General features: G+C 71.2%; 20 protein-coding genes. 9 read left to right on the top strand and 11 right to left on the bottom strand.

Features of this window, described 5'->3' with window-relative positions:
• Nucleotides 1-387: 387 nt before the first annotated feature.
• Nucleotides 388-1,029 (bottom strand): DNA-3-methyladenine glycosylase, encoded by a 642-nt coding sequence (locus tag ABZ725_RS35890; protein WP_358806603.1) that lies wholly within the window; start codon nucleotides 1,027-1,029, stop codon nucleotides 388-390.
• 163 nt (nucleotides 1,030-1,192) lie between these two features.
• Here ABZ725_RS35890 and ABZ725_RS35895 point away from each other — a divergent pair, with 163 nt between their 5' ends.
• Nucleotides 1,193-1,975 (top strand): sporulation protein, encoded by a 783-nt coding sequence (locus tag ABZ725_RS35895; protein ID WP_351921051.1) that lies wholly within the window; start codon nucleotides 1,193-1,195, stop codon nucleotides 1,973-1,975.
• A 65-nt stretch (nucleotides 1,976-2,040) separates the two neighbouring features.
• On the opposite strand, the gene ABZ725_RS35900 is transcribed toward ABZ725_RS35895, so the two are convergent.
• The gene (locus ABZ725_RS35900; protein WP_358806604.1) at nucleotides 2,041-5,427 is read right to left on the bottom strand and encodes a LamG-like jellyroll fold domain-containing protein; all 3,387 of its coding nucleotides are present in this window, start codon (nucleotides 5,425-5,427) and stop codon (nucleotides 2,041-2,043) included.
• A 112-nt stretch (nucleotides 5,428-5,539) separates the two neighbouring features.
• Between ABZ725_RS35900 and ABZ725_RS35905 the strand changes: the two genes are divergently transcribed.
• Together ABZ725_RS35905 and ABZ725_RS35910 are read left to right on the top strand one after the other, a co-directional pair.
• The gene (locus tag ABZ725_RS35905) at nucleotides 5,540-6,079 is read left to right on the top strand and encodes a YbhB/YbcL family Raf kinase inhibitor-like protein (RefSeq protein ID WP_358806605.1); all 540 of its coding nucleotides are present in this window, start codon (nucleotides 5,540-5,542) and stop codon (nucleotides 6,077-6,079) included.
• A 196-nt stretch (nucleotides 6,080-6,275) separates the two neighbouring features.
• Nucleotides 6,276-6,782 carry an HNH endonuclease gene (locus ABZ725_RS35910; RefSeq protein ID WP_358806606.1) on the top strand — a complete coding sequence of 169 codons (507 nt, stop codon included), beginning with the start codon at nucleotides 6,276-6,278 and terminating at the stop codon, nucleotides 6,780-6,782.
• 70 nt (nucleotides 6,783-6,852) lie between these two features.
• Here ABZ725_RS35910 and ABZ725_RS35915 read toward each other — a convergent pair whose 3' ends face one another.
• The 3 genes from ABZ725_RS35915 to ABZ725_RS35925 form a co-directional block, all read right to left on the bottom strand.
• A complete protein-coding gene (locus tag ABZ725_RS35915) occupies nucleotides 6,853-7,833 on the bottom strand; it encodes an SPFH domain-containing protein (RefSeq protein ID WP_358806607.1) in 981 nt (326 codons plus the stop codon).
• 143 nt (nucleotides 7,834-7,976) lie between these two features.
• Nucleotides 7,977-8,408, bottom strand: coding sequence for an NfeD family protein (locus tag ABZ725_RS35920; RefSeq protein ID WP_358806608.1), 432 nt, complete (start codon nucleotides 8,406-8,408; stop codon nucleotides 7,977-7,979).
• Between the two features lie 53 nt (nucleotides 8,409-8,461).
• The gene (locus ABZ725_RS35925; RefSeq protein WP_351908228.1) at nucleotides 8,462-9,259 is read right to left on the bottom strand and encodes an ABC transporter ATP-binding protein; all 798 of its coding nucleotides are present in this window, start codon (nucleotides 9,257-9,259) and stop codon (nucleotides 8,462-8,464) included.
• Nucleotides 9,260-9,413: 154 nt separating this feature from the next.
• Here ABZ725_RS35925 and ABZ725_RS35930 point away from each other — a divergent pair, with 154 nt between their 5' ends.
• On the top strand, nucleotides 9,414-10,202 hold the full coding sequence (locus tag ABZ725_RS35930; RefSeq protein WP_351908230.1) for a hypothetical protein: 789 nt from the start codon (nucleotides 9,414-9,416) through the stop codon (nucleotides 10,200-10,202).
• 113 nt (nucleotides 10,203-10,315) lie between these two features.
• On the opposite strand, the gene ABZ725_RS35935 is transcribed toward ABZ725_RS35930, so the two are convergent.
• The 4 genes from ABZ725_RS35935 to ABZ725_RS35950 all read right to left on the bottom strand — a co-directional run bounded on the left by ABZ725_RS35935 (nucleotide 10,316) and on the right by ABZ725_RS35950 (nucleotide 12,655).
• Nucleotides 10,316-10,411 (bottom strand): chaplin family protein, encoded by a 96-nt coding sequence (locus tag ABZ725_RS35935; protein WP_358806609.1) that lies wholly within the window; start codon nucleotides 10,409-10,411, stop codon nucleotides 10,316-10,318.
• 65 nt (nucleotides 10,412-10,476) lie between these two features.
• Complete coding sequence (gene chpE, locus ABZ725_RS35940; protein ID WP_358806610.1) at nucleotides 10,477-10,722, bottom strand: chaplin ChpE; 246 nt, start codon at nucleotides 10,720-10,722, stop codon at nucleotides 10,477-10,479.
• Nucleotides 10,723-10,875: 153 nt separating this feature from the next.
• Nucleotides 10,876-11,517, bottom strand: coding sequence for a response regulator transcription factor (locus tag ABZ725_RS35945; protein ID WP_351908234.1), 642 nt, complete (start codon nucleotides 11,515-11,517; stop codon nucleotides 10,876-10,878).
• Entirely contained in the window at nucleotides 11,510-12,655 is a 1,146-nt protein-coding gene (locus tag ABZ725_RS35950; RefSeq protein WP_358806611.1) for a GAF domain-containing sensor histidine kinase, read from the bottom strand. Before ABZ725_RS35950 ends, ABZ725_RS35945 begins: the two co-directional genes overlap by 8 nt.
• A gap of 239 nt (nucleotides 12,656-12,894) precedes the next feature.
• Here ABZ725_RS35950 and ABZ725_RS35955 point away from each other — a divergent pair, with 239 nt between their 5' ends.
• From ABZ725_RS35955 to ABZ725_RS35965, 3 genes are all read left to right on the top strand, one after another.
• The gene (locus ABZ725_RS35955; protein ID WP_358806612.1) at nucleotides 12,895-13,593 is read left to right on the top strand and encodes an SDR family oxidoreductase; all 699 of its coding nucleotides are present in this window, start codon (nucleotides 12,895-12,897) and stop codon (nucleotides 13,591-13,593) included.
• A complete protein-coding gene (locus ABZ725_RS35960; RefSeq protein WP_358806613.1) occupies nucleotides 13,590-14,729 on the top strand; it encodes an S-adenosylmethionine:tRNA ribosyltransferase-isomerase in 1,140 nt (379 codons plus the stop codon). The genes ABZ725_RS35955 and ABZ725_RS35960 overlap by 4 nt, the downstream gene beginning before the upstream one ends.
• 334 nt (nucleotides 14,730-15,063) lie before the next feature.
• The gene (locus ABZ725_RS35965) at nucleotides 15,064-15,804 is read left to right on the top strand and encodes a transglycosylase SLT domain-containing protein (RefSeq protein WP_358806614.1); all 741 of its coding nucleotides are present in this window, start codon (nucleotides 15,064-15,066) and stop codon (nucleotides 15,802-15,804) included.
• A gap of 93 nt (nucleotides 15,805-15,897) precedes the next feature.
• On the opposite strand, the gene ABZ725_RS35970 is transcribed toward ABZ725_RS35965, so the two are convergent.
• Nucleotides 15,898-18,405, bottom strand: coding sequence for an FHA domain-containing protein (locus ABZ725_RS35970; RefSeq protein ID WP_358806615.1), 2,508 nt, complete (start codon nucleotides 18,403-18,405; stop codon nucleotides 15,898-15,900).
• A 245-nt stretch (nucleotides 18,406-18,650) separates the two neighbouring features.
• On the opposite strand from ABZ725_RS35970, the gene ABZ725_RS35975 reads away from it, so the two are divergent.
• Both ABZ725_RS35975 and serB read left to right on the top strand, forming a co-directional pair.
• Nucleotides 18,651-20,840 carry a streptophobe family protein gene (locus ABZ725_RS35975; RefSeq protein ID WP_358806616.1) on the top strand — a complete coding sequence of 730 codons (2,190 nt, stop codon included), beginning with the start codon at nucleotides 18,651-18,653 and terminating at the stop codon, nucleotides 20,838-20,840.
• A gap of 323 nt (nucleotides 20,841-21,163) precedes the next feature.
• A complete protein-coding gene (gene serB, locus ABZ725_RS35980; RefSeq protein ID WP_358806617.1) occupies nucleotides 21,164-22,378 on the top strand; it encodes a phosphoserine phosphatase SerB in 1,215 nt (404 codons plus the stop codon).
• Between the two features lie 69 nt (nucleotides 22,379-22,447).
• Here serB and ABZ725_RS35985 read toward each other — a convergent pair whose 3' ends face one another.
• On the bottom strand, nucleotides 22,448-22,966 hold the full coding sequence (locus tag ABZ725_RS35985) for a histidine phosphatase family protein (RefSeq protein WP_351908250.1): 519 nt from the start codon (nucleotides 22,964-22,966) through the stop codon (nucleotides 22,448-22,450).
• Between the last annotated feature and the right edge of the window lie 6 nt (nucleotides 22,967-22,972).

The following is a 22,972-nucleotide window of genomic DNA, read 5'->3' on the forward strand; positions in this document are numbered from 1 at the left end:
ATTTTTGGCACGCTGTTGAGTTCTCAAGGAACGGACGCTTCCTTTGTACTCACCCGAGACACTCTCAGGCTTTCCTCCGGGCAGTTTCCCTTCGGCCTTGCGTTTCCGACTCTATCAGATCCTTTTCTTGATCCGATTCCCTGTCGGCGGGATTGCCTTGGGCTTTGGACTTTCGTCCGTCGGCCTTTCGACATTCACTACGTTAGCCGATTCCCTCCGCAACTCATAATCGAGTTCCGCCGAGTTCGAATTCGGGCATGCGGGCACGCCGAATTCGCTCCCGTTGTAGGGGCGTCGTAGGTAGTGGGTTGGCCGCTTCCGGCTGCTGGCGATTGCCGTACCCGGTTCAAGCGGCTCGGGCTACGTTACGCGCAGGCCAACAGCGAGTCAACTTCGTCGGCGCTTGGGGGCATGGGCCCGATACGGGCTCACCGTCGGGTCGTCGGCGACCCAGTACCGCCAGGGGTGGACGGCCCCGTCGCCGGAGACTCCCGTGCGCGGGCCGTTGCGTACCTGGTCGGAGGGGACCGGGGTGCCGGTCAGGATCTTCAGCGGGGTGTCTCCGGTGGCGCAGGCGTCGGTGCCGTCGAGGGCTCGGTCCACGTCCAGGGCGGTGGCCAGGCGGGCGGGGCCTTTGGCCAGTTCCTTGTCATTTCGGGCCGAGAGTCGACGTTTGCGCGCCGCCTCGGTGCCCTCGACGATCTCGCCGGCGCGCAGCAGGACGGCGCTCGCCCTGCCCTCCGGGCCGCAGACGAGGTTCATGCAGTGCCACATGCCGTAGGTGAAGTAGACGTACACGTGTCCGGGCGGACCGAACATCACGCCGTTGCGGGCCGTGGGGCCGCGATAGGCGTGGGATCCCGGGTCGTTCGGGCCGTCGTAGGCCTCGACCTCTGTGAGGCGCAGGGTGATCGGACCCTCGGGGGTCGTACGGACGAGGAGGCGGCCGAGGAGATCGGGGGCCACTGCCAGGACAGGGCGGTCGAAGAAGGTCCTGGGGAGGGGCGTACGGTCGGGGGTCGCGATCATGCCCGCCGAGCGTAGTGCAGACAGGTGGCACCGACAGGTGGGTGCGTCGGGGTGGTCAGCGGGCGCTCGGCTTGCCAGGGTGTGGGACGCGGAACCGGCCACGTCCGGATCGCGTTTGTAGGGATCGAGGGATCCCGTCCGAAGGTCGTAGTTAGGGAGAGTCATGGCGTTCAAGAAGCTGCTCGCGAGTCTGGGGGCCGGCGGAGCTTCGGTCGAGACGGTGCTGACCGAGGTCAACGTCGTTCCGGGCGGCGTCGTCCAGGGCGAGGTGCGGATCCAGGGCGGGTCCGTGAACCAGCAGATCGAGGGGCTGTCGGTCGGGCTGCAGGCCAAGGTCGAGGTCGAGAGCGGCGACCAGGAGTACAAGCAGGACATCGAATTCACGAAGCTGCGGCTCGGTGGCGCCTTCGAGCTGCAGGCCGGTGCCGTGCACGCGGTGCCGTTCGGGCTGGAGATCCCGTGGGAGACGCCGGTCACGACGATCGACGGTCAGACGCTGCGTGGCATGCACATCGGTGTGACCACGGAGCTCGAGATCGCCCGCGCCGTGGACTCCGGTGACCTGGACCCGATCAACGTGCACCCGTTGCCGGCGCAGAAGGCCATCCTGGACGCCTTCATCCAGCTGGGCTTCCGTTTCAAGAACGCAGACCTCGAGCGCGGTCACATCCGGGGTACGCGGCAGAAGCTGCCGTTCTACCAGGAGATCGAGTTCTTCCCGCCGTCGCAGTACCGGGGGCTCAACCAGGTCGAGCTGAGCTTCGTGGCCGACGAGCACGCGATGGACGTCGTGCTGGAGATGGACAAGAAGCCCGGGCTGTTCAGCGAGGGCAGTGACACCTTCCGCTCGTTCCAGGTGGGACAGCAGGACTACCAGCAGACCGACTGGGCGGGCTACCTCAACCAGTGGCTGTCCGAGGTCGGCAGCAAGCGCAACTGGTTCTGAGACCCAGGGGCTGAACACACAGCGAGGGCCCGGAGTGCCGTACGGCACTCCGGGCCCTCGCTGTCCTACATGCGGGCGTAGCCCTGCGCAGTGATCTTCTCGAAGGAGAGGTGGACGACCGTGGACCGGTCCGTGGGGTCGGTGTTCGTCTCGCGCAGGGCGGTGAGCTCGTCCGCGGTGAGGGCGCGGCGGATCAGACGGAACTCGTCCAGGGATCCCTTGAGGCGGGTCGAGGCCGCGCCGTCGGGGCGGACGCCGAGGTGCACGCCGGTCACGTCAAAGGCGTCGCCGTAGGTGAGGGAGCCGGTGGGGACGGTGCCGGGGGTGCCGGTCGTGCCGTCGACGGAGAGGGTCAGTTGGGTTCCCTTGCGTTGGAGGACGACGTGGTGCCACTCGGTGCCGGTGCGGAACGGGGTGTCCGGGGCGTAGGCCGTGGTGGCCGCGTTCTCCGTCTGGACGAGTGCGGCCAAGCGGCCCGCTCCCGGTTCCGCGCGGAGCCAGAGCTGGCGTTCGGTGGCGCCCTGGCCGTAGGCCCAGGCGAGGACCGGTATGCCGGTGGCCGTGGTGGCGTCGTAGCGGAGCCAGGTGGCGAGGGTGAAGTCGCCGGAGCCGAGGGCCTTGGAGTCGGTGTACGGGAGTTCGACGGAGTCGTCGGTTCCGTCGAGGTCGAGTCCGCTGCCGAAGGCGCCCGAGGCTGTGGAGAGGGCGGGGTTGCCGCGGACGTGGGCGTGGTTGCAGTGGGCGGAGGCGTCCGGGGTGGCGGGGCCGGTGGCCGGGCGTGTGACGTCGTGGGACTGGGTGGTGCCGTTCTCCATGGACCACCAGATCCTGCTGCCGGCGGGGTAGGCGCCGGTGCCCGAGGTCGGGGCGGCGATCTTGGCGAGTTCGGTGTCGGTGAGGGCGCGGTCGTAGAGGCGGAAGTCGTCGAGGGTGCCGGTGAGGATCTCGGTGGTGCCGGGGCGGGAGCCCAGGCGCAGGCCGGGGACGGTGGTGCGGCCGGCGGTGAAGGAGCCGGTCAGGCCGGCGGCGTGCTGGGTGTGGGCGGCGTCGACGGAGACGGTGAGGGTGGTTCCGGCGCGGGTGGCGGTCAGCAGGTGCCACTGGTCGTCGCCGAAGGCCGTGCGGGCGGTGTCGGGGTCGGGGAGGGAGAAGTTGACCTTGCCCTGGTCCGTTTCGGCCCAGGCGTAGAGCTCGTCGTTCTGGGGGCGGGCGCGGATCCAGAGGGAGGGTTGGCCCGTGGTGGAGCCGTAGGCCCACAGGAGGGCGGCGTTGAGGGTGGTGGGGGTGGCGGTGTAGCGGAACCAGAGGGTGAGGGTGAAGTCGTCGTCGCCGGTGTCCAGGGCGGGTACGTAGGGGACTTCGAGGCCCGGGCGGTCCGTGGCGACGGGGAGGGCGCCGAGGCCCATGCGGGCGGTGGTGGTGACACGCGGGGTGGCGCCGGAGCCGAGCAGCAGGGTCGCGTCGGCGCAGTTGGCGGAGATGTCGTCCTCGATGGCGACCGTGGTGAGTGCGGGGTCGGTGGCGGTGTCGACGGTCTGGAAGGGGAGGTGGGCCGTGAGGGTGTTCTCCGCCGCGGCGGTGGTGTTCTTGGTGCGTAGTTCGGTGAGCTGGGCGTCGGTGAGGGCGGTGCGGTAGAGGCGGAACTCGTCGAGGGCGCCGGTGAAGGTGTCGCCGGCGGTGGCGTCGGGTTTGGCGCCGAGGCGGATGCCGTCGACGCCGGAGGCGCGGGGTGCGGTGAGGGTGCCGGTCAGGCCGGTGCCGTTGACGGTGGTGCCGTCGACGGCGAGGCGGACCTGGCTGCCGGAGCGGACCAGGGTGAGGTGGTGCCAGGCGCCGTCGCCGTAGGCCGCGGAGCCGGCCGGGGCCTGGAGGGTGAGGCTGACCCTGGTGCCGGAGCCCTGGATCCAGGCGACGATCTGGTTGTCCTTGGGGATGGCGCGGATCCAGAGCTGTGGGGCGGCGGAGTTGTGGCCGTAGGCCCACAGCAGGGCCCGTTGGGGTGTGGTGGAGGTGGCCTGGTGGTTGAAGAAGAGGGAGTAGGTGACGTCGTCGGGGCCGGGGTCGATCGTGGGGCTGTAGGGGAGGTCGGCGTGGCCGCCGGCGGGGAAGTTCAGGGCCTGCCGGAATCTGCCGCTGACGGCTGCGGCGGTGCCGGTGAGGTAGGCGTCGTTGGCGTCCGGTGTGGTGTCGGGGGTGGTGGGGCCGGCGTCGGGGGTGGGCTGTGGGAGGACGGCGCCGTCGAAGGTGCCGGGGAGTCCGATGGCCGTCGGGGCGAAGCGGTTGAAGTAGATGTTGGCGGCGGAGAAGTCCGTGCCGCCCTCGTAGACCAGGCCGAGTTCGCCGCCGGTGAGTTCGGCGAGGTCGGAGTAGCCGGCGCGGGCCGCGTTGAGCTGACCGGCGGGGGCGTCGGTCCAGGTCGTGCCGCGGTCGGTGGAGTAGCGGATGCGCATCTTCTCGCGGCCGGTGCTGCCGCTGGGGGCGGCCAGGACGAGGGTGTCGCCGGGGTGGTCCTGGTAGGTGTGGCGCAGGGTGAGGACGGAGGCCTGGATCTGGGGTGTGGTGAGGTTCGCGACGGTGTGGCGTCCTACGGTCGTGCCGCCGTCGGTGCTGATCACGTGGGTGCGGTGCGGCTTGGTGTCGTCCTGCTCGTTGCGGGCGGCGAGGTAGAGGTCGCCGTTGTCGAGTTCGGCGAGCGCGGTCTCGGTGGGCTTGAGCTCGCCTGCGACGTAGGAGTTCTCGGTGGTGCTCGTCTGCCAGGTCTCGCCGTGGTCGGAGCTGTAGAGGACGCCGGCCAGTTGGGTCGTGGCGTTGGGGCTCTCGTAGGCGCTGACGACGAGACGGCCGGCTTCGGGTCCGGTCCGGAGCTGGATGCCGTGTGCGGGGCCGGTGGCGAACCAGCCGCTGGTCCTGCCGCTGAGCCGGGGCAGGGCGCGCGGGGCGTCGAAGGTGAGGCCGTCGTCGGTGCTCTTCTGGACGTATGGCAGGCGCGTGCCGCGGGTGGCGGGTTCGCCGGTGGAGACGAGGAAGACGTCTCCGGTGGTCTCGTCGGCGACGGGGGTGGCGTTGTCGCGGGTGTACGGCGCTTCGGGGTCGGTGGCGCTGCCGGCCAGGACGGCTCTGATCGGGCCCCAGGTGCGGCCGTCGTTGGTGGAGCGTCGTACGACGATGTCGATGGGGCCGCGGTCGGCGCAGGACGGGGAGGCGCGGCCTTCGGCGAAGGCGAGGAGGGTGCCTGCCTTGGTGCGTATGAGGGTGGGGATGCGGAAGCAGCCGTAGCCGCCGGTGCCGGAGCGGAAGAGGGTCTGTTGGGTGCCGACGAGTCTGTCGTCGGAGGTCCGGGTGCCGCTCGCGTCCGCGGCGGGTGCGGCGACGAGGGTGGTGGCCACGGACAGCAGGACGGCGGCCAGGGCTCTTCGGCGTCCCCGGTTGGTCAACGATCTCCGATAGGGCATCGGGCAACGGTATGTGACGGTGTGAAGGTCGTGGGAGTCGTGGGCTCTCGGAAGGTCGTAGGCTCCGGAGGGAGGCATGGAGTGCCTTTCCGATCTAGCAGGAGGTGTCGAGGTGACCGAGCTGAAGAGGCGGCCGCTGCCCCACGATTTCCATCCGCCGGTGCCGTCGTTCACGGTCACGAGCGAGGATGTGCAGGAGGGGGCGACGCTCAAGGACGCCCAGGTGCACGCGGCGGGGAACCTCTCGCCGCAGCTGCGGTGGGAGGGGTTCCCGGCCGGGACCAAGAGCTTCGCCGTGACCTGCTACGACCCCGACGCTCCGACGGGCAGCGGGTTCTGGCACTGGGTGCTGTTCGACATCCCGGCGTCGGTGACCGAGCTGCCGGCCGGTGCGGGCAGCGGCACGTTCGAGGGGCTGCCGAAGGGTGCCGTCCAGGCGCGCAACGACTACGGCGGCAAGGACTTCGGCGGGGCCGCGCCGCCGCCCGGGGACGGGCCGCACCGGTATGTGTTCACGGTGTACGCGGTGGACCAGGAGAAGCTCGGTCCGGACGCGGACGCCTCGCCCGCCGTCGTGGGCTTCAACCTGCGCTTCCACGCGATCGGCCGCGCTCAGCTGATCGGTGAGTACGAACATCCCAAGGAGGGATGAGTCAGCTCATCGTTCATTGAACGTTTGCCCGCCCCTGGTCTTGGAAGTGATCAGGGGCGGGCATTTTGTTGCCGGGGGTCGCGGGGGTCACCCCTCGTGGAGCAGCAGATATTGCGTTGTCCATCTCGGCGTGCCCGGCCAGAGTTGATCCCAGTCCGCCAGGGGGTGGGCCGGTGCACACAGGAGGTGGGCTGGTATGCGGGACACGCTGGTACTGAACGCGAGCTTCGAGCCGCTGTCGACGGTGACGTTGAACCGAGCCGTCGTTCTGGTGCTCCAGGACAAGGCCGTCGTCGAGCAGGCCCACCCCGAACTGCGGATGCGTGGCGCGGAGTTGGACATTCCGGCGCCCCGGGTGATCAGGCTGTGCAGGTATGTACGGGTGCCCTTCCGAAGACAAGCGCCGTGGTCGAGGCGGGGTGTGCTGGTCAGGGACCGGCACCGGTGCGCGTACTGCGGTCGTCGGGCGACGACCGTGGACCACGTGGTGCCGCGGGCGCAGGGTGGTCAGGACTCGTGGCTGAACACGGTCGCCTCGTGCGCGGAGGACAACCACCGTAAGGCGGACCGGACTCCGGAGCAGGCGGAGATGCCGTTGCTGCGGCAGCCGTTCGAGCCGACGCCTGCGGACGCGATGCTGCTGGCGTTGGGGCAGGACGACCTGGCCGCGCTGCCGGACTGGCTGACGGTGGACGCCGCGTAGGCCGACCGTGCCCGTGCATGACCGGGGCCCACCTCCCGAGCAGCGGAGGTGGGCCCCGGTCGTGTGCCGGTCAGTCGATCGACGGCTTCTCCCGGCGTTCGCCGCCACCGTCGCCGTTGCCTCGGTTGCCGCTGTTGCCGCTGTTGCCGCCCGAGTTGCCACCTGAATTGCCGCCGAAGGGGCCGAAGTTGCCCATGGCGCCGGACAACCCCTTGAGCGCGTCGCCGATTTCGCTGGGGACGATCCAGAGCTTGTTGGCGTCGCCCTCGGCGATCTTCGGGAGCATCTGGAGGTACTGGTAGGAGAGGAGCTTCTGGTCCGGGTCGCCGGCGTGGATCGCCTCGAAGACCGTGCGGACGGCCTGGGCCTCGCCCTCGGCGCGCAGCGCGGCGGCCTTGGCCTCACCTTCGGCGAGCAGGATCTGGGACTGCTTCTCGCCTTCGGCGGTGAGGATGGCGGCCTGGCGGACGCCTTCCGCGGTGAGGATCGCGGCGCGCTTGTCACGGTCGGCGCGCATCTGCTTCTCCATCGAGTCCTGGATGGAGGTCGGGGGCTCGATCGCCTTCAGTTCCACGCGGTTGACGCGGATGCCCCACTTGCCGGTGGCTTCGTCGAGGACGCCGCGCAGGGCCGCGTTGATCTCCTCGCGGGAGGTCAGGGTCCGTTCGAGGTCCATGCCGCCGATGATGTTGCGCAGGGTGGTGACGGTGAGCTGCTCGATCGCCTGGATGTAGCTGGCGACCTCGTAGGTGGCGGCCCGGGCGTCGGTCACCTGGTAGTAGATGACCGTGTCGATGTTCACGACCAGGTTGTCCTGGGTGATCACCGGCTGCGGCGGGAACGGCACGACCTGTTCGCGCAGGTCGATGCGGTTGCGGATGGTGTCTATGAACGGAACGACGATGTTGAGTCCCGCGTTCAGCGTCCGTGTGTAGCGGCCGAAGCGCTCCACGATGGCGGCGCTGGCCTGCGGGATGACTTGGATCGTCTTGATCAGGGCGATGAAGACCAACACCACCAGAATGACCAGGACGATGATGACCGGTTCCATCGTCGGCTCCCCGTACCCTTCTCCGCCTCAGCGCTTTCGGAAGATCTTATGTCTGTTGAAGATCTTGCTGGTCGAGTCTGTCAGACCGTCGTGCGGCTCGCGAGGTGTTCGGTTCACTTACGTGGTGCGGGAGTTGTACAAGGTCAGATGACGATCGCGGTGGCTCCCTCGATCTCCACGACGTCGACCTCCTGCCCCACGTCGTAGGCGCGGTCGGTGTCGAGTGCGCGCGCCGACCATACTTCGCCGGCGAGCTTGATGCGGCCGCCGGAGCCGTCGACCCGCTCCAGCACGACGGCTTGCTTGCCCTTCAACGCGTCGATGCCGGTGGCGAGTTGGGGCCGTTGCTTGCTGTGCCGGGTCGCGATGGGGCGTACGACGGCGATGAGGGCGACGGAGACGACGACGAAGACGAGCACCTGGGCGACGGCTCCGAACCCGAGGCCTGCCACGATCGCCGCGGCCACCGCGCCGACCGCGAACATGCCGAACTCGGGCATCGCGGTCACCACGAGCGGGATTCCGAGCGCTGCCGCGCCGACGAGCCACCACACCCATGCGTCGATGTCGTTCACACCGTCATGGTAGGGCCGGGGGTCCCGCCTCCGACAGGGCGCAGAAGGAGCGGTCAGGACAGCGGCAGGCCCTGCGCCGTCCAGCGGTCGCCGACCTGTTCCACGACGAGCGGGAGGCCGAAGCAGAGGGAGAGGTTGCGGGAGGTGAGCTCGAGCTCGACGGGACCGGCGGCGAGGACCTTGCCCTGGCGGATCATGAGGACGTGGGTGAAGCCGGGGGCGATCTCCTCGACGTGGTGCGTGACCATGATCATCGAGGGGGCGATGGGGTCGCGGGCCAGGCGCCCGAGACGGCGTACGAGGTCCTCGCGGCCGCCGAGGTCGAGGCCGGCGGCGGGCTCGTCGAGGAGGAGCAGTTCGGGGTCGGTCATCAGGGCGCGGGCGATCAGGGTGCGCTTGCGCTCGCCCTCGGAGAGGGTGCCGAACTTCCGGTCGAGGTAGTCGCTCATGCCGAGGCGGTCGAGGAAGGCGCGGGCGCGCTGTTCGTCGATGTCCTCGTACTCCTCCTGCCAGCCGGCCGTCATGCCGTAGGCGGCGGTGAGCACGGTCTGCAGGACGGTCTGGCGCTTGGGGAGCTTGTCGGCGAGGGCGATGCCGGCCATGCCGACGCGCGGGCGCAGCTCGAAGACGTCGGTGCCGGGCTTGCCGAGGGGCTCGCCGAGGACGGAGACGGTGCCGGCGCTCGGGAAGAGGTAGGTGGAGGCGATGTTCAGGAGGGTCGTCTTGCCGGCCCCGTTGGGACCGAGGATGACCCAGCGCTCGCCTTCTTTGACCGACCAGGAGACCTGGTCCACAAGAGCCCGGCCCTCGCGGACCACGGATACGTCCTGAAGCTCCAGAACATCGCTCATGAGCGCGTTGTCTCCCCTTGCAGTGTGGCCGGTCGGTTTGTCGCGGACGTCTGTGGGTCGGACCGCCGCGCGTGGGTGGGCGCGGCCCCCTCGGGAAAATCTACGCCACCGGTCGGGCGACCCGTTCCATCGGTCCGGTCCTTAGGGTGGGGGCATGCTCTCGGAACCGCGCTCTGGTCGCCTTGCCGCTTGGGGAAATGCCCTGTTGGCCGGATTTGTCTCGCCGGACGACGCCGTACTCGCGATCGTCGGGGAGGACGCCGTCCACCGGGTGGAGGGGCTGCCCGGGGAATCGGCGCCCGTCGGGCTGACGCTGGCGCTGGGGCGGCTGCGGGCGCTCGGGGTGAGCGGGCTGCGGGTGGCGCTGCCCGCGCCGGGGCATCCGCTGGGGTTGAGCGGTCCGCCGGAGTTCAACGCGCGGGCGCTGGAGGCGGAGGAGGCGGTGGTCTGCCACGGCGCCGGGTACGGGCTGGTGCCGGAGGTGTACGAGGCCGGGCCCGAGGGCGACGTACATGTCGAGGTCGTCTGGCACTGTCTGCCGGTGCGGGAGGCTCCGCCGGCCGATGTGCCGTCGCTGGGCGAGGCGGAGCGGGAGCTGGCGGAGGCGTTGCGGGACGCCACGGCGGTGCTGACGCAGCTGGACGTGGCGGGGTCCGGGCCGGTGGCGGAGGCGGCGATCGATGCGTACCGGGCTCGGGCCGACGCGGGGCGGGAGGTGCTCGCGCCGGGGTATCCGCCGCGGGCGGTGCGGGTGCTGGAGCTGGCGCAGCGGGTGGGGCTGCTGGTGGCCCTCGCGTCGGAGCACGGGCACGGCGGGGCGGTCAGCTCCGCCGAGATGGCGGCGCGGGCCGAGGCGTTGCGGCCGGTCGAGCGGACGGCTCGGCGGGCGCTTGTCGCGGCGTACAACTCCGTTGTGGAGGAGCGGGAGCGGGGGGTTCGGTGAGCGTTTGCCGGGGGCTCTGCCCCCGGACGGGCTGGTGGGTGCCGGCACCGGCGTGAGAAAGGGGCCCCGCGTCGAGGACGACGCGGGGCCCCTTTCTCGCTGCGGCGGCCACCTCACCGGTTGACGCCCGTGTCGCCGAAGGCCGGGTTCAGGAGGGCGATGAGGTTGGCGGTGTCGCCGACCGGCGCCGGACAGGCCCTGGGCGGCAAGCGGACCGGCCTCCCCCGGTGGGGGCCGGGGGAGGCCGGAGGTCAGTGCGGGTGCGGGCCGGACCTCAGTGGTTGAGGCCCAGGTTGCCGAAGGCGGGGTTCAGCGCACCGATGACGTTCACGCTGTTGCCGACCACGTTGACCGGGACGTGCACCGGGGCCTGGACGAGGTTGCCCGAGACGACGCCCGGCGAGCCCTTGGCCTCGCCGAGGGCGGTGGCGCCGTCGGTGGCGGAGGCCATGCCGGCGCCCGCGGCGACCAGGCCGCCGGCCACCATCGTCACAGCCGCTGCCTTCTTCAGGTTCTTCACTTCTGAGCCCTCCTCGCGATGGCCGCGGCAGTCGCCGCGGCACGCACTGGAGAACGGCGGAGATCGACGAAGGATGCGCCGTCCGGGGGACATTCCCACGACGGTATGAATCTCGGATCGGAAGTTAACCTTCCATGTTGCCCGCGCCGGTCGTCAGCCGGCCACGCCGTGGCGTACGGCCCACAGTGCGGCCTGGGTGCGGTCCGCGAGGTCGAGCTTCATCAGGATGTTGGAGACGTGCGTCTTGACGGTCTTCTCGGAGAGGACCAGGGCGCGGGCGATCTCGCGGTTGGAGCGGCCGTCCGCTATCAGGCCGAGCACCTCGCGCTCCCGCTCGGTGAGCGAACCGCCTCTCCCCTGGCCCGAGTTGGCTTCGTCCTGGGACAGCAGGGCGTCGGCGACCTCCGGCTGGAGCAGGATGTGGCCGGCGTGCACCGAGCGGATGGCGCCGGCCAGGGCGTCGGGATCGACGTCCTTGTAGACGTATCCGGCGGCGCCCGCGCGCAGGGCGGGGACCACGGTGCGCTGTTCGGTGAAGCTGGTGACGATCAGCACGCGCGCGGGGTTGGCCGCTTCGCGCAGCTTGCGGAGGGCCTCGACGCCGTCCATGCCCGGCATCTTGACGTCCATCAGGACGATGTCGGGTTTCAGCTCCTCGGCGAGGGCGACTCCTGCCGCGCCGTCGGCGGCCTCGCCGACGACCTCGATGTCGTCCTGTACCTCCAGGAAGGTGCGCAGACCCCGGCGGACGACCTGATGGTCGTCGACGAGCAGCACCTTGATTGCGTCAGCCACCGGGAGCCTCCATCTCGATCGTGGTGCCCTTGCCGGGCGCCGATTCCACCATGAGCGTGCCGCCGACGCCGCTCGCCCGGTCCCGCATCGACACCAGGCCGAGGTGGCGGCCGGCCCGGCGGACCGTCGTCGGGTCGAAGCCGCCGCCGTCGTCCGTGACACGCAGGACCGTGTCCTGGCCGCGCTTGCGGAGGATCACCTCCACATGCTCCGCGCCGGAGTGGCGCAAGGCGTTGTGCAGGGCCTCCTGGGCGACCCGCAGCAGGGCCTCCTCCTGGGCGGCGGGCAGGGCGCGCACACCGTGGCTGGTGAAGGTCACGCGCGCGGTGTGGGCGCGGTCGAGGACCTGGATCTGGGTGCGGAGGGTGGCGACCAGGCCGTCCTCGTCGAGCCCGGCCGGTCTCAGCTCCACGACCGCGGCGCGCAGCTCGTCGGCCGCCTCCGCGGCGAGCGCCGCGACCTGCTGCAGCTCGCCCTTGGCGCGCGAGGGGTCGCGGTCGACGAGGGCGGCGGCGGCTTGGGCCGTCAGGCGCAGGGAGAACAGCTTCTGGCTGACCGCGTCGTGCAGTTCGTGGGCCAGCCTGGAGCGTTCCTCGGCGATCGTCAGTTCGCGGCTGCGCTCGTACAGGCGGGCGTTGGTGAGGGCTATCGCGGCGTGCTGGGCGAGGATCGAGAGCAGTTCCTCGTCGTCCTCCGTGAAGCCGCAGCCACCGTGCGGCTTGGGACAGTTCTTGTTGGCGAGGAACAGGGCGCCGATGACCTCGTCGCCGTCCCTGATGGGCAGGCCCAGGAAGTCGGACATCTCCGGGTGGGCGGACGGCCAGCCCTCGAAGCGGGGGTCCTTGCGGACGTCGGCGAGGCGCTCGGGCCTGGCCTCGTGCAGCATCGCCGCGAGGATGCCGTGCTGGCGGGGCAGCGGGCCGATGGCCTTCCACTGCTGGTCGCTGACGCCGTCGACGACGAACTGTGCGAAGCCCCCGTGGTCGTCGGGGACGCCGAGGGCGGCGTACTGCGCGCCCAGCAGTTCGCGGGCGGAGGCGACGATCGTCTTGAGGACGTCGCGCACCTCCAGGTGCCTGCTCATGGCCAGCAGCGCGGAGCTCACCGCGGCGAGGCCGGACCGGGGGCCTTGACTCATGTCCTCACGGTACCGGCGGGGTGTGACAGCGCGGATCGGACCTGTGACGGCCCTGGGTGGGGCGGGAGACCTAGGCCGGAGGTCCCGGGTCCTGCGATCCAGGGCGAAGGGACCGGGTGCTCGGGTGTACGACGAAGGGCCCCTCTCGGCCCGGTCCCGCGTCCGAGGCGGGGGTGGGGGGCCGGTTCCTAGGTTGGGGGTACCGCCGAGCGGGGCGGTCGGACGAGGGGACGGTTGTCATGCCGGTAGCGATCATCACGGGGGCCTCGAAGGGGCTGGGGCGGGCGCTGGCCGAGGCGCTGGCCGCGCGGGGCTGGGATCTGGTGCTGGACGCCAGAACGGCGGAGGTGCTGAAGGAGACGGCGGCGGCCGTGGCGGCGCTCGGGACCCGGGTCGAGGCCCGTGCGGGGGACGTCACCGATCCTGCGCACCGGGTCGAGCTGGTCGCGGCGGCCTGGGAGCTCGGCGGATGCGACCTGGTGGTGAACAACGCGAGCGCGCTGGGCGCCGAGCCGCTGGTGCGGCTGGCGGAGCTGCCCCTGGACGGGCTGCGGCGGGCGCTGGAGGTGAACGTCGTGGCGGCGCTGGGGCTGGTCCAGGAGGCGCTGCCGCTGCTTAGCGCCGCGCCGTCGGGCGCGGTGATCACCGTCAGTTCGGACGCGGCCGCCGAGGCGTACGAGACATGGGGCGGCTACGGGGCGTCCAAGGCGGCCCTGGACCATCTCGCGGCGGTGCTCGGCGAGGAGGAGCCGTCGCTGCGGGTGTGGGCGGTGGACCCCGGGGACATGGCCACGGAGCTGTACGCGGCGGCGGTGCCGGACGACGACGGCCCTCGGCCGGAGCCGGCCGAGGTGGCGCCGGCCTTCCTGCGGCTGTTGGACGAGCGTCCGGCGAGCGGGCGCTACGGGGCGCCCGCCCTGCTGGAGGGACGGCGATGACGCTGGCCATGGGGGTCCCCCCGCTCGAGCCGGGGCGAGAGTGGGGGAGGGTGCCGCAGGAGCTGTCGGCGCGGGTGCCGGCCGAGCAGCGCGGGCCGGGGCGGGGCCGGGACGACGTACGGCTGCTGGTGTCGCGGGGGACGGATGTGGCGCATCACGCGTTCCGGGAGCTGCCGTGTCTGTTGCGGGCCGGGGACCTGCTCGTGGTGAACACCTCGGGGACGCTGGCGGCGGCCGTGGACGGGCGGATCGGGCACGCGCGCGTGGTGGTGCACTTCTCCACGCGCGGGGACGACGGGCGGTGGGCCGTAGAGCTGCGGGACCCGGACGGGAAGGGCACCACACGCGTGCGTGCGGGCGGACCGGCGGGGGCGCGGGTGCGGCTGCCCGGCGGCGTGCGGCTGGTCCTGGAGGAGCCGCTGAGCCCGGGGAGCGGGCGGCTGTGGTGGGCGCGGGTGTCGCCCGGCGGAGCGGGAGGCGGCGGGGCGGTGCCGGGGCTGCTGCGGGAGCACGGGCGGCCCATTCGCTACTCCTATACGGAGCGGGATCAGCCGCTCTCCGTGTATCAGACGGTGTTCGCGCTGCCGTCGGCCGACGGGGCGGGCAGCGCGGAGATGCCGAGTGCGGCGCGGCCCTTCACCGCGGGGCTGGTGGCGGAGCTGGTGAGCCGGGGGGTGCAGTTCGCGCCGATCACGCTGCACACCGGGGTCGCCTCGGCGGAGGCGCACGAGCCGCCGTATCCGGAGCGGTTCGCGGTGCCGGAGGCGTCGGCGCGGCTGATCAACGCGGTGCGGGCCGGGGACGGGCGGGTGGTGGCGGTCGGGACCACGGCCGTGCGGGCGGTGGAGTCCGCGGCCGGGGCGGACGGGGTCGTACGCGCGCGTGCGGGGTGGACGGATCTCGTCGTCACTCCCGCGCGCGGGGTGCGGGCGGTGGACGGGCTGCTGACCGGGCTGCACGAGCCGGAGGCCTCGCATCTGCTGATGCTGGAGGCGGTGGCGGGGCGGGCGGCGATCGACCGGGGCTACGACGAGGCGTTGCGCGGGCGCTATCTGTGGCACGAGTTCGGCGATGTGCACCTCATCCTCCCGGCGGAGGGCGACGACCAGCGCCGACAGCCCCCGCCAGGCCGCTGACGCAGAGCATTGCTTTGGCAACTAGCGGTGAGAACGGGTGGGGTCCCATGTGAGCCCGCGCATAGGGCGCACATCACGTACTAGGGGCAATAGGAGATAAAGGGGGCCCACATGAACGGGACAGATGGTTCTATCTGTCCCGTTTTGCCCTTCCCTGATCCACTATCGAGGATCGTACGTCACACCTTTGCCTGGGCATTTTGCGGCCGCTAAGAATTGCTCTCGTCGCTCAGCGCCGTGGGGTTCCCCCCGCGGCGTTCCTGCCGAAAGCACCCGCTGTCCGCCGTCGGACGAAGTGAGCGACCTCCGCGCTATTCGAAGAGGTCCTTCCGCCATGCCCAAGAACACTCACAAGATCGCGATCGCCGCTGCTGCCACCCTCGGCACCGCAGCCCTCGCCTTCTCCGTGGTGCCGGCCGACGCGCAGACGACCACGACGGACGCCGTCTCCTCGGCCCGGGTCGCCTACAGCTCCAAGCCGGTGCAGGACGTCAAGGCCAGCGTCACCGACCAGCTGGCCGGGGCGAGCGTGAAGGTCGACGCCATCGAGGCCAAGAAGAAGGCCGCAGCGGACGCCGCCGCGAAGAAGAAGGCCGCCGCGGCGAAGGCCGTCGCCGAGAAGGCCGCCGCGAAGAAGAAGGCGGCCGCCGAGGCCGCCGCCAAGAAGAAGGCCGCGGCCGCGCGCAAGGCGAAGGAGGCCGCGAGCCGGTCCGCCAAGCGCGCCGTGGTCAAGCAGGTCGCCGCCAAGAGCTACGCCAACAACCTCGACGGCTGGATCAAGGAGTCCCTGGACATCATGAAGTCCAAGGGCATCCCGGGCAGCTACCACGGCCTGCACAAGAACATCATGCGGGAGTCCTCGGGCAACCCGAACGCGATCAACGACTGGGACATCAACGCCATCAACGGCATCCCGTCCAAGGGCCTGCTGCAGGTGATCCCGCCCACGTTCGCGGCGTACCACGTCTCCGGCACGTCCTGGAACATCTACGACCCGGTAGCCAACATCACGGCCGCCGCGAACTACGCCGCCGACAAGTACGGCACGATCGACAACGTCAACAGCGCGTACTGAGCAGCTGTCGCACACGCCGGAGGGCGGCACCCCACATCAGGGGTGCCGCCCTCCGGCGTCGTACGGCCGTCGCCGCCCGATCGGTCCGCGTGACTACTTGCGCATGACCTCGGGCTCGTGGCGACGCAGGAAGCGGGCCACGAAGAAGCCGCAGACCACGCCGATCGCGATCAGGGCGACCATGTCCAGGCCCCAGGCGCCGACGGTGTGCTCCCACAGCGGGTCCGTCTCGCCGCCGTCCTTCGGCGGGCTGATCTTGTTGAAGTCCAGCGTGGCGCCGGCCGCCGCGACCGCCCAGCGCGAGGGCATCAGATACGAGAACTCGTTGACGCCGACCGCGCCGTTCAGGGTGAACAGGCAGCCGGTGAACACGACCTGGATGATCGCGAACATGACCAGCAGCGGCATGGTCTTCTCGGCCGTCTTCACCAGCGAGGAGATGACCAGGCCGAACATCATCGAGGTGAAGCCGAGCGCCATGACCGGCACGCACAGTTCCACCAGCGTGGCGCTGCCGAAGACCAGGCCCTCGGTGGGGATCTCCCGGCTGGAGAAGCCGATGACGCCGACCAGCAGCCCCTGGAACACCGTGACCAGACCGAGCACGAACACCTTGGACATCAGATACGCCGAGCGCGACAGGCCGGTGGCCCGCTCCCGCTCGTAGATGACCCGTTCCTTGATCAGTTCACGGACGGAGTTCGCCGCGCCCGCGAAGCAGGCGCCGACCGCGAGGATCAGCAGCACGGTGGTGGCGGTGCCGTTGGGGATGATCCGGCCGCTCTTCGGGTTGACCGGGTTGGGCAGCAGACTGTTCCCGGAGTCGATCAGCAGACTGACCGCGCCGAGGACCACCGGCAGGATCACCGTGAGGGCGAGGAAGCCCTTGTCGGACGCGATCACCGACACATAGCGGCGCACCAACGTGACGAACTGGGACATCCAGCCTTGCGGCTTCGGTGGCCTCATCGCCTGCATCGGCGGCATCTGTACGGACTGCGGCGCGATGGCGTCGATGTCCGCGGCGTACATCTGGTAGTGCTGCGAGCCCTTCCAGCGTCCCGCCCAGTCGTAGTCGCGGTAGTTCTCAAAGGCGGAGAAGACGTCGGCCCAAGTGTCGTAGCCGAAGAAGTTCAGCGCCTCCTCGGGCGGGCCGAAGTAGGCGACGCTGCCGCCGGGCGCCATCACGAGCAGCTTGTCGCAGATCGCGAGCTCGGCCACGGAGTGGGTGACGACCAGGACCGTGCGGCCGTCGTCGGCGAGGCCGCGCAGCAGCTGCATGACGTCGCGGTCCATGCCCGGGTCGAGGCCGGAGGTCGGCTCGTCCAGGAAGATCAGCGACGGCTTGGTGAGCAGCTCCAGAGCCACCGAGACGCGCTTGCGCTGGCCGCCGGAGAGAGAAGTGACCTTCTTCTCCTTGTGGATGTCCAGCTTCAGCTCGCGCAGCACCTCGTCGATGCGGGCGTCGCGCTCGGCCGCCGTGGTGTCGGCGGGGAAGCGGAGCTTGGCCGCGTACTTGAGGGCCTTCTTGACGGTCAGTTCCTTGTGCAGGATGTCGTCCTGCGGGACCAGACCGATGCGCTGACGCAGTTCGGCGAACTGCTTGTAGAGGTTGCGGTTGTCGTAGAGGACGTCGCCCTGGTTGGCGGGCCGGTACCCCGTCAGCGCCTTGAGCAGGGTCGACTTGCCGGAACCCGACGGTCCGATGACCGCGATCAGCGACTTCTCCGGGACGCCGAACGAGACGTCCTTCAGGATCTGCTTGCCGCCGTCGACCGTGACGGTCAGATGGCGGGCCGAGAAGGAGACCTCACCGGTGTCGACGAACTCCTCGAGCCGGTCGGCGATGATCCGGAACGTCGAGTGGCCGACGCCGACGATGTCGGTCGGGCCCAGCTGGACCGAGCCGCCCTTGGGAATCGGCTGGCCGTTGACGTAGGTGCCGTTGTGCGAGCCGAGGTCGCGGATCTCCATACGGCCGTCGGGCGTCGAGTGGAACTCGGCGTGATGGCGCGAGACCTGCAGGTCGGAGACGACCAGCTCGTTCTCCAGGGCACGGCCGATGCGCATCACACGGCCGAGGGAGAACTGGTGGAACGTGGTGGGGCTGCGGTCGCCGTAGACCGGCGGCGCCCCCGCGCCGACGCCGGGGCCCTGCTGTTGCGGGATCGACGGCGGCTGCTGCCCCTGCTGCGGCGGCTGCCAGCCGGCCTGCGGGGGCTGCTGCGCCTGCGGGGCCTGTTGGGCCCAGCCCGGGTTCGCCGCCTGCGCCGCGTACGGCTGCTGCTGGGGCTGCGCGGCAGGTGCCTGCGCTCCCGACAGGTTCAGCCGCGGTCCGTCGGTCGCGTTGCCCAGGTGCAGCGCCGAGCCGGGGCCGATCTCCAGTTGATGGATCCGCTGCCCCTGCGCGAACGTGCCGTTGGTGCTGCCGTGGTCCTCGATGACCCAACTGCGGCCGTTGAAGCTGACCGTGGCATGGCGCCAGGAGACCCTGGCGTCTTCGAGGACGATGTCACCCTGCGGATCACGTCCGAGGGTGTATGGCCTGGACGGATCGAGCGTCCAGGTGCGTCCGTTCAATTCCAGTACGAGTTCCGGCACTCCAGCCCCACTGAGTTGTCCCCCGAATAGCCCCATCAACGGGGAGTCTAGGGATGTCGAACATCGGGGGGAACTATTTCAGTAGCGGCCCCCTGACCGAAAGTCGGGCCTTGTGAAGAGCGTGCGCGAGCGTATCGGCCGTTCCCGTTGACGGGGTTGAAACCCGGCCGGAGAGTGGTAAACGCACGCGAGGGGGACGGAAGCGGCGATCTTCGCCGCTGCGCGCCGCGGATCGGGGGGTCTGCATGAGGGCCGGCACAGGTGTCGAAGGCAGTGGAAGCGTGGCGCGCGGTGGGGGCGTGCCGTGGACGGACGTACTCCTGGGCGCGATCGCCGCGGTGAGCTGGGCGTTGATCGGAATGGCGGGGACGGCCGCGCTCGGGCTGCATCTGCTGGGAGCGGACTCGGCGGGCTCGTTGGGCCCGATGACGGCGGCGGCGGTGGCGCTGGGGGCCGGCGGCTCGGTGACTCCGTCCGGCGACGTTTCCGCGTTCGGGCTGACGGGCGCGGAGGCGAACACGGCCATCGAGATCACGCCATTGGGGGTGAGCCTGGTGGGTGCGCTGCTGCTGTCGTGGCTCTTCCTACGGTCCCTGCGCACGGCCGGAGTCGTGATCGCCCCGGCCGAACTCGTCGCGCGCGTCGGCGCGGTGGTCGCGCTGTTCGTGGCGATGCTCGGCGGACTGGCCTGGGCGGGGCACGACGTCATCACGCTCGACGGAAGCTCGCTGGGCCTGGACGACCTCCCCGGCGGAGGCGGAGGCGGGGGCGGGGGCGGGGGCGGGGGCGGCGGCCTGGAGATCCCCGGGCTCGGCGACGTCGGGGACATCGGGGGGCTGCTGCCCGACCGGCTCGGTGACCTGGTCGACGCGAAGGCGGCGGTCGGCTTCACCGTCGACACGGTGCCCACGCTGCTCGGCGGCCTCGGCTGGTCGCTCGGCATCCTGCTGATCGCCCTGCTGGCCTCGCGCCGCACGCCGCTGCCGCGCGGCTGGGAGGCGGTGCACCGCGTGGTGCGGCCGGCCGTGTCCGCCGTCGTCACGGTGCTGCTGGTGGCCGTGGCGGCCGGGTTCGCCGCGGCGGCCTACGCGGCGATCGGCGACGACCACCCCAAGCGGATCGCGGGCGCCGCGCTGCTCGGCGCGCCGAACGGGGTCTGGCTGGGCATCCCGATCGGTCTGTTCGTCCCGTGGGACGGGCAGGCGACCGGCGCACTGACGAACCTCCTCCCGGACCCGCTGGACGACCTGCTCGGCGTCAGCACCGAACAGCCGGTGACGCTGGGCCGACTGGCCGAGCTGGACGGACGGGTGTGGCTGCTGGGAGTGGCGGCGGCACTGATGATGCTGCTGGCGGGGGTCATGACGGCCGTACGGACGCCGGTGGGGGCGATGGGGTCGGCGGGACTCGGGACGGCTGGGGGGACCAGGGGGATCGGGGGGACCGACGGCGCTGCGCGAGGTGGGCAGGGCGGGGGGCCTGGAGGGACTGGAGGGACTGGGCGGACTGCGGGGTCCGGCGGGGTTGCGGGGCCCGGCGGGGCGGCGGCGCTGGCAGGGACCATGGCAGGGGCTGGACGAAGTGCGGGTGCAGGGGGCGGAGCGGGGCCCTCCGGAGTGGATGAGGCTGTTGGGGCAGGAGGTGCCGGTGGGCGGGGGTCCTGGGTCGCCGGGTTCGTCGGGCGGTGTGCCGTGCGGCTGGGAGTGGCGACCGCCCTGGCATTGCCGTTGATCGCCTGGCTGACGGAGGTGTCCGTCGACGCCTCGCTGTCCGTGCTGGGCTTCGACGCCTTCGGGGCCGGGATCGAGCTGCACGGACGCCTCGGCATGGCGTTGCTGCTCGGTGCTGTGTGGGGCGCGGGGGCCGGGGCCGCCGGTGCGCTGCTGGCCTGTGCCACGGGGGCCGCGGGAGGGCGGGCGGCGCCACTGGCACGGGGTGACATGGGATACGCGGGAGGCACGGGAGGCACGGCGGTCGGCGCCTCCGGCGGGGGCCCTCGGCCTTCGGGGGACTCGGGTGAGCGGACCGGGCCGTATGCGCCGAGCGCCTCGTACCGGCCGCCGAATCCAGCGACCAATCCCTACCTGCGCCTCCCGGAAGGGCTGCTGGACGCGGAGGACGCGCGACCGGGACCGCCGCCTGCCGACCGGGCCGGGCAGTCGAGGTCGTACGAGAGCTCCCGGCGGGACGAGCCCCCGGCGACGGCCGGGCGGCCGCCCGGCGTGCCGCCGGGACCGGACGACGTCTACGGCGCCCCGACCGTGGTCCGGCCGATCGGACCGCCTCCCCGCTCGCCGCGACGGCCCGCGGGTCCACGCCCCGGCCCGCGCCCCGGTGAGCGGCCGCCGTCCGGCCCGGAGGAGGGTCCGCCGCCTCCGCCACCGCCTCCCCCACCCCCGCCGAGGACGCCGAGGGGACCGAAGGGATCACGGTGAGGGCTGGACCGAGGCGGACCGAGCCTGGGCCTGCCGGCCCAGCCCGAGGAGGGCCCGCGGCCGCCGTCGGCAGTTCCCTCTCTCCCCTCGCCGAGGACGCCGAGGGGCCGAAGGGAACACGGTCAGGGGGCCGGGCCTGTGGCCGAGGCGCGGCCGGAGGGATCGTGGTGGGAGGGCCGGGCCCAGGCGGGCGGGGACGGGGCCGTGAGGGCCTGTGGCCGTCTGTTGGGGTTTGCGTCACCTCTCCGACATCGACTGTTCCCTGTCCGTCAGGCGGCCCCGAGCGGCGATCGGCACTGGGTGCCGGATACGGTGGATACACCATGAGCGCTTTGCAGACTTCGTCCTCCGACGTCCCTACTCTCCTAGTCAAGATTTTCGGCAAGGACAGGCCGGGCATCACGGCCGGCCTCTTCGACACCCTCGCCGCCTACTCCGTCGACGTGGTCGACATCGAGCAGGTCGTCACCCGCGGCCGGATGGTGCTGTGCGCGCTCGTGACCGAGCCGCCGGCCGGCCTCGAGGGGGAACTGCGGTCGACGGTCCACAACTGGGCCGAGTCGATGAAGATGGAGGCGGAGATCATCTCCGGCATCGGCGACAACCGGCCGCGTGGGCTCGGAAGGTCGCTGGTCACCGTGCTGGGGCATCCGCTCACCGCCGAGGCCACGGCATCGATCGCCGCGAAGATCACGAAGGCCGGCGGCAACATCGACCGTATCTTCCGGCTCGCCAAGTACCCCGTCACCGCCGTCGAGTTCGCCGTCTCCGGTGTGGAGGCCGCGCCCCTGCGCACCGCCCTGGTCACGGCCGCGGCGGCGCTCGGCGTGGACATCGCCGTGGTGGACGCGGGCCTCTACCGGCGGGCCCAGCGGCTCGTCGTGATGGACGTCGACTCCACCCTCATCCAGGACGAGGTGATCGAGCTCTTCGCCGCGCACGCGGGCTGCGAGGACAAGGTCGCCGAGGTGACGGCGGCCGCGATGCGTGGCGAGCTGGACTTCGAGCAGTCGCTGCACGCGCGCGTGGCGCTGCTGGAGGGGCTGGACGCCTCGGTCGTGGACAAGGTGCGTACCGAGGTGCGGCTGACTCCGGGGGCGCGCACCCTGATCCGGACGCTGAAGCGGCTCGGGTACCAGGTGGGCGTCGTCTCCGGCGGTTTCACCCAGGTCACCGACGACCTTCAGGACCGGCTCGGGCTGGACTTCGCCCAGGCCAACACGCTGGAGATCGTCGACGGCAAGCTGACCGGCCGGGTCACCGGTGAGATCGTGGACCGTGCGGGCAAGGCGCGGCTGCTGCGTCGGTTCGCCGCCGAGGCGGGCGTACCGCTCTCGCAGACCGTGGCGATCGGTGACGGCGCCAATGACCTGGACATGCTCAACGCGGCGGGTCTCGGGGTCGCCTTCAACGCGAAGCCGGTGGTGCGGCAGGCGGCGCACACGGCGGTGAACGTGCCGTTCCTGGACACCGTCCTGTACCTGCTGGGCATCACCCGCGAAGAGGTCGAGGCCGCGGAGACGCACGACGAGCAGTAGCCTCCGCGCGGACGTGATGCGAGGGCCCGGCGCCGCTGCGGTGCCGGGCCCTCGCGTGTGCCGGGTGGGTTACTCGGAGGGGGCCCAGTAGTCGAGCAGGGTGGCCACGCCCGGTTCCAGGGACTTCCAGGAGCCTTCGAAGGAGACGACGACGAAGGCGGCGGCCGGGAAGCCCCGGCGGTGCATGCGCTCCCCCGCGTCGCCCTCGGCCTGGCCGGAGACGATGTCGGCGAGACCCTGGATGCCCGGGTTGTGCCCGATCAGGACGAGGTTGTGCACGTCGTCGGCCGTCTCGTTGAGCAAAGCGATCAGCTCGCCCGGTGAGGCCTCGTAGATCCGCTCTTCGTAGACGGTTTTCGGCCGCTGCTGGAACTCCTGGACGGCGAGCTTCCACGTCTCCCGGGTGCGGACCGCGGTGGAGCACAGGGCCAGGTCGATGGGGATGCCGGTGTCGGTCAGCCTGCTTCCGGCGACGGCGGCGTCCTTACGGCCCCGCTCAGCGAGCGGACGCTCGTGGTCGGTCACCTGAGGCCAGTCGGCTTTCGCATGGCGGAAGAGGACGATCCTGCGGGGTTCTGCGACGCTCATGAGTCC

This window comes from Streptomyces sp. NPDC006872 (assembly GCF_040635845.1).
In the GTDB taxonomy this organism is placed as follows: domain Bacteria; phylum Actinomycetota; class Actinomycetes; order Streptomycetales; family Streptomycetaceae; genus Streptomyces.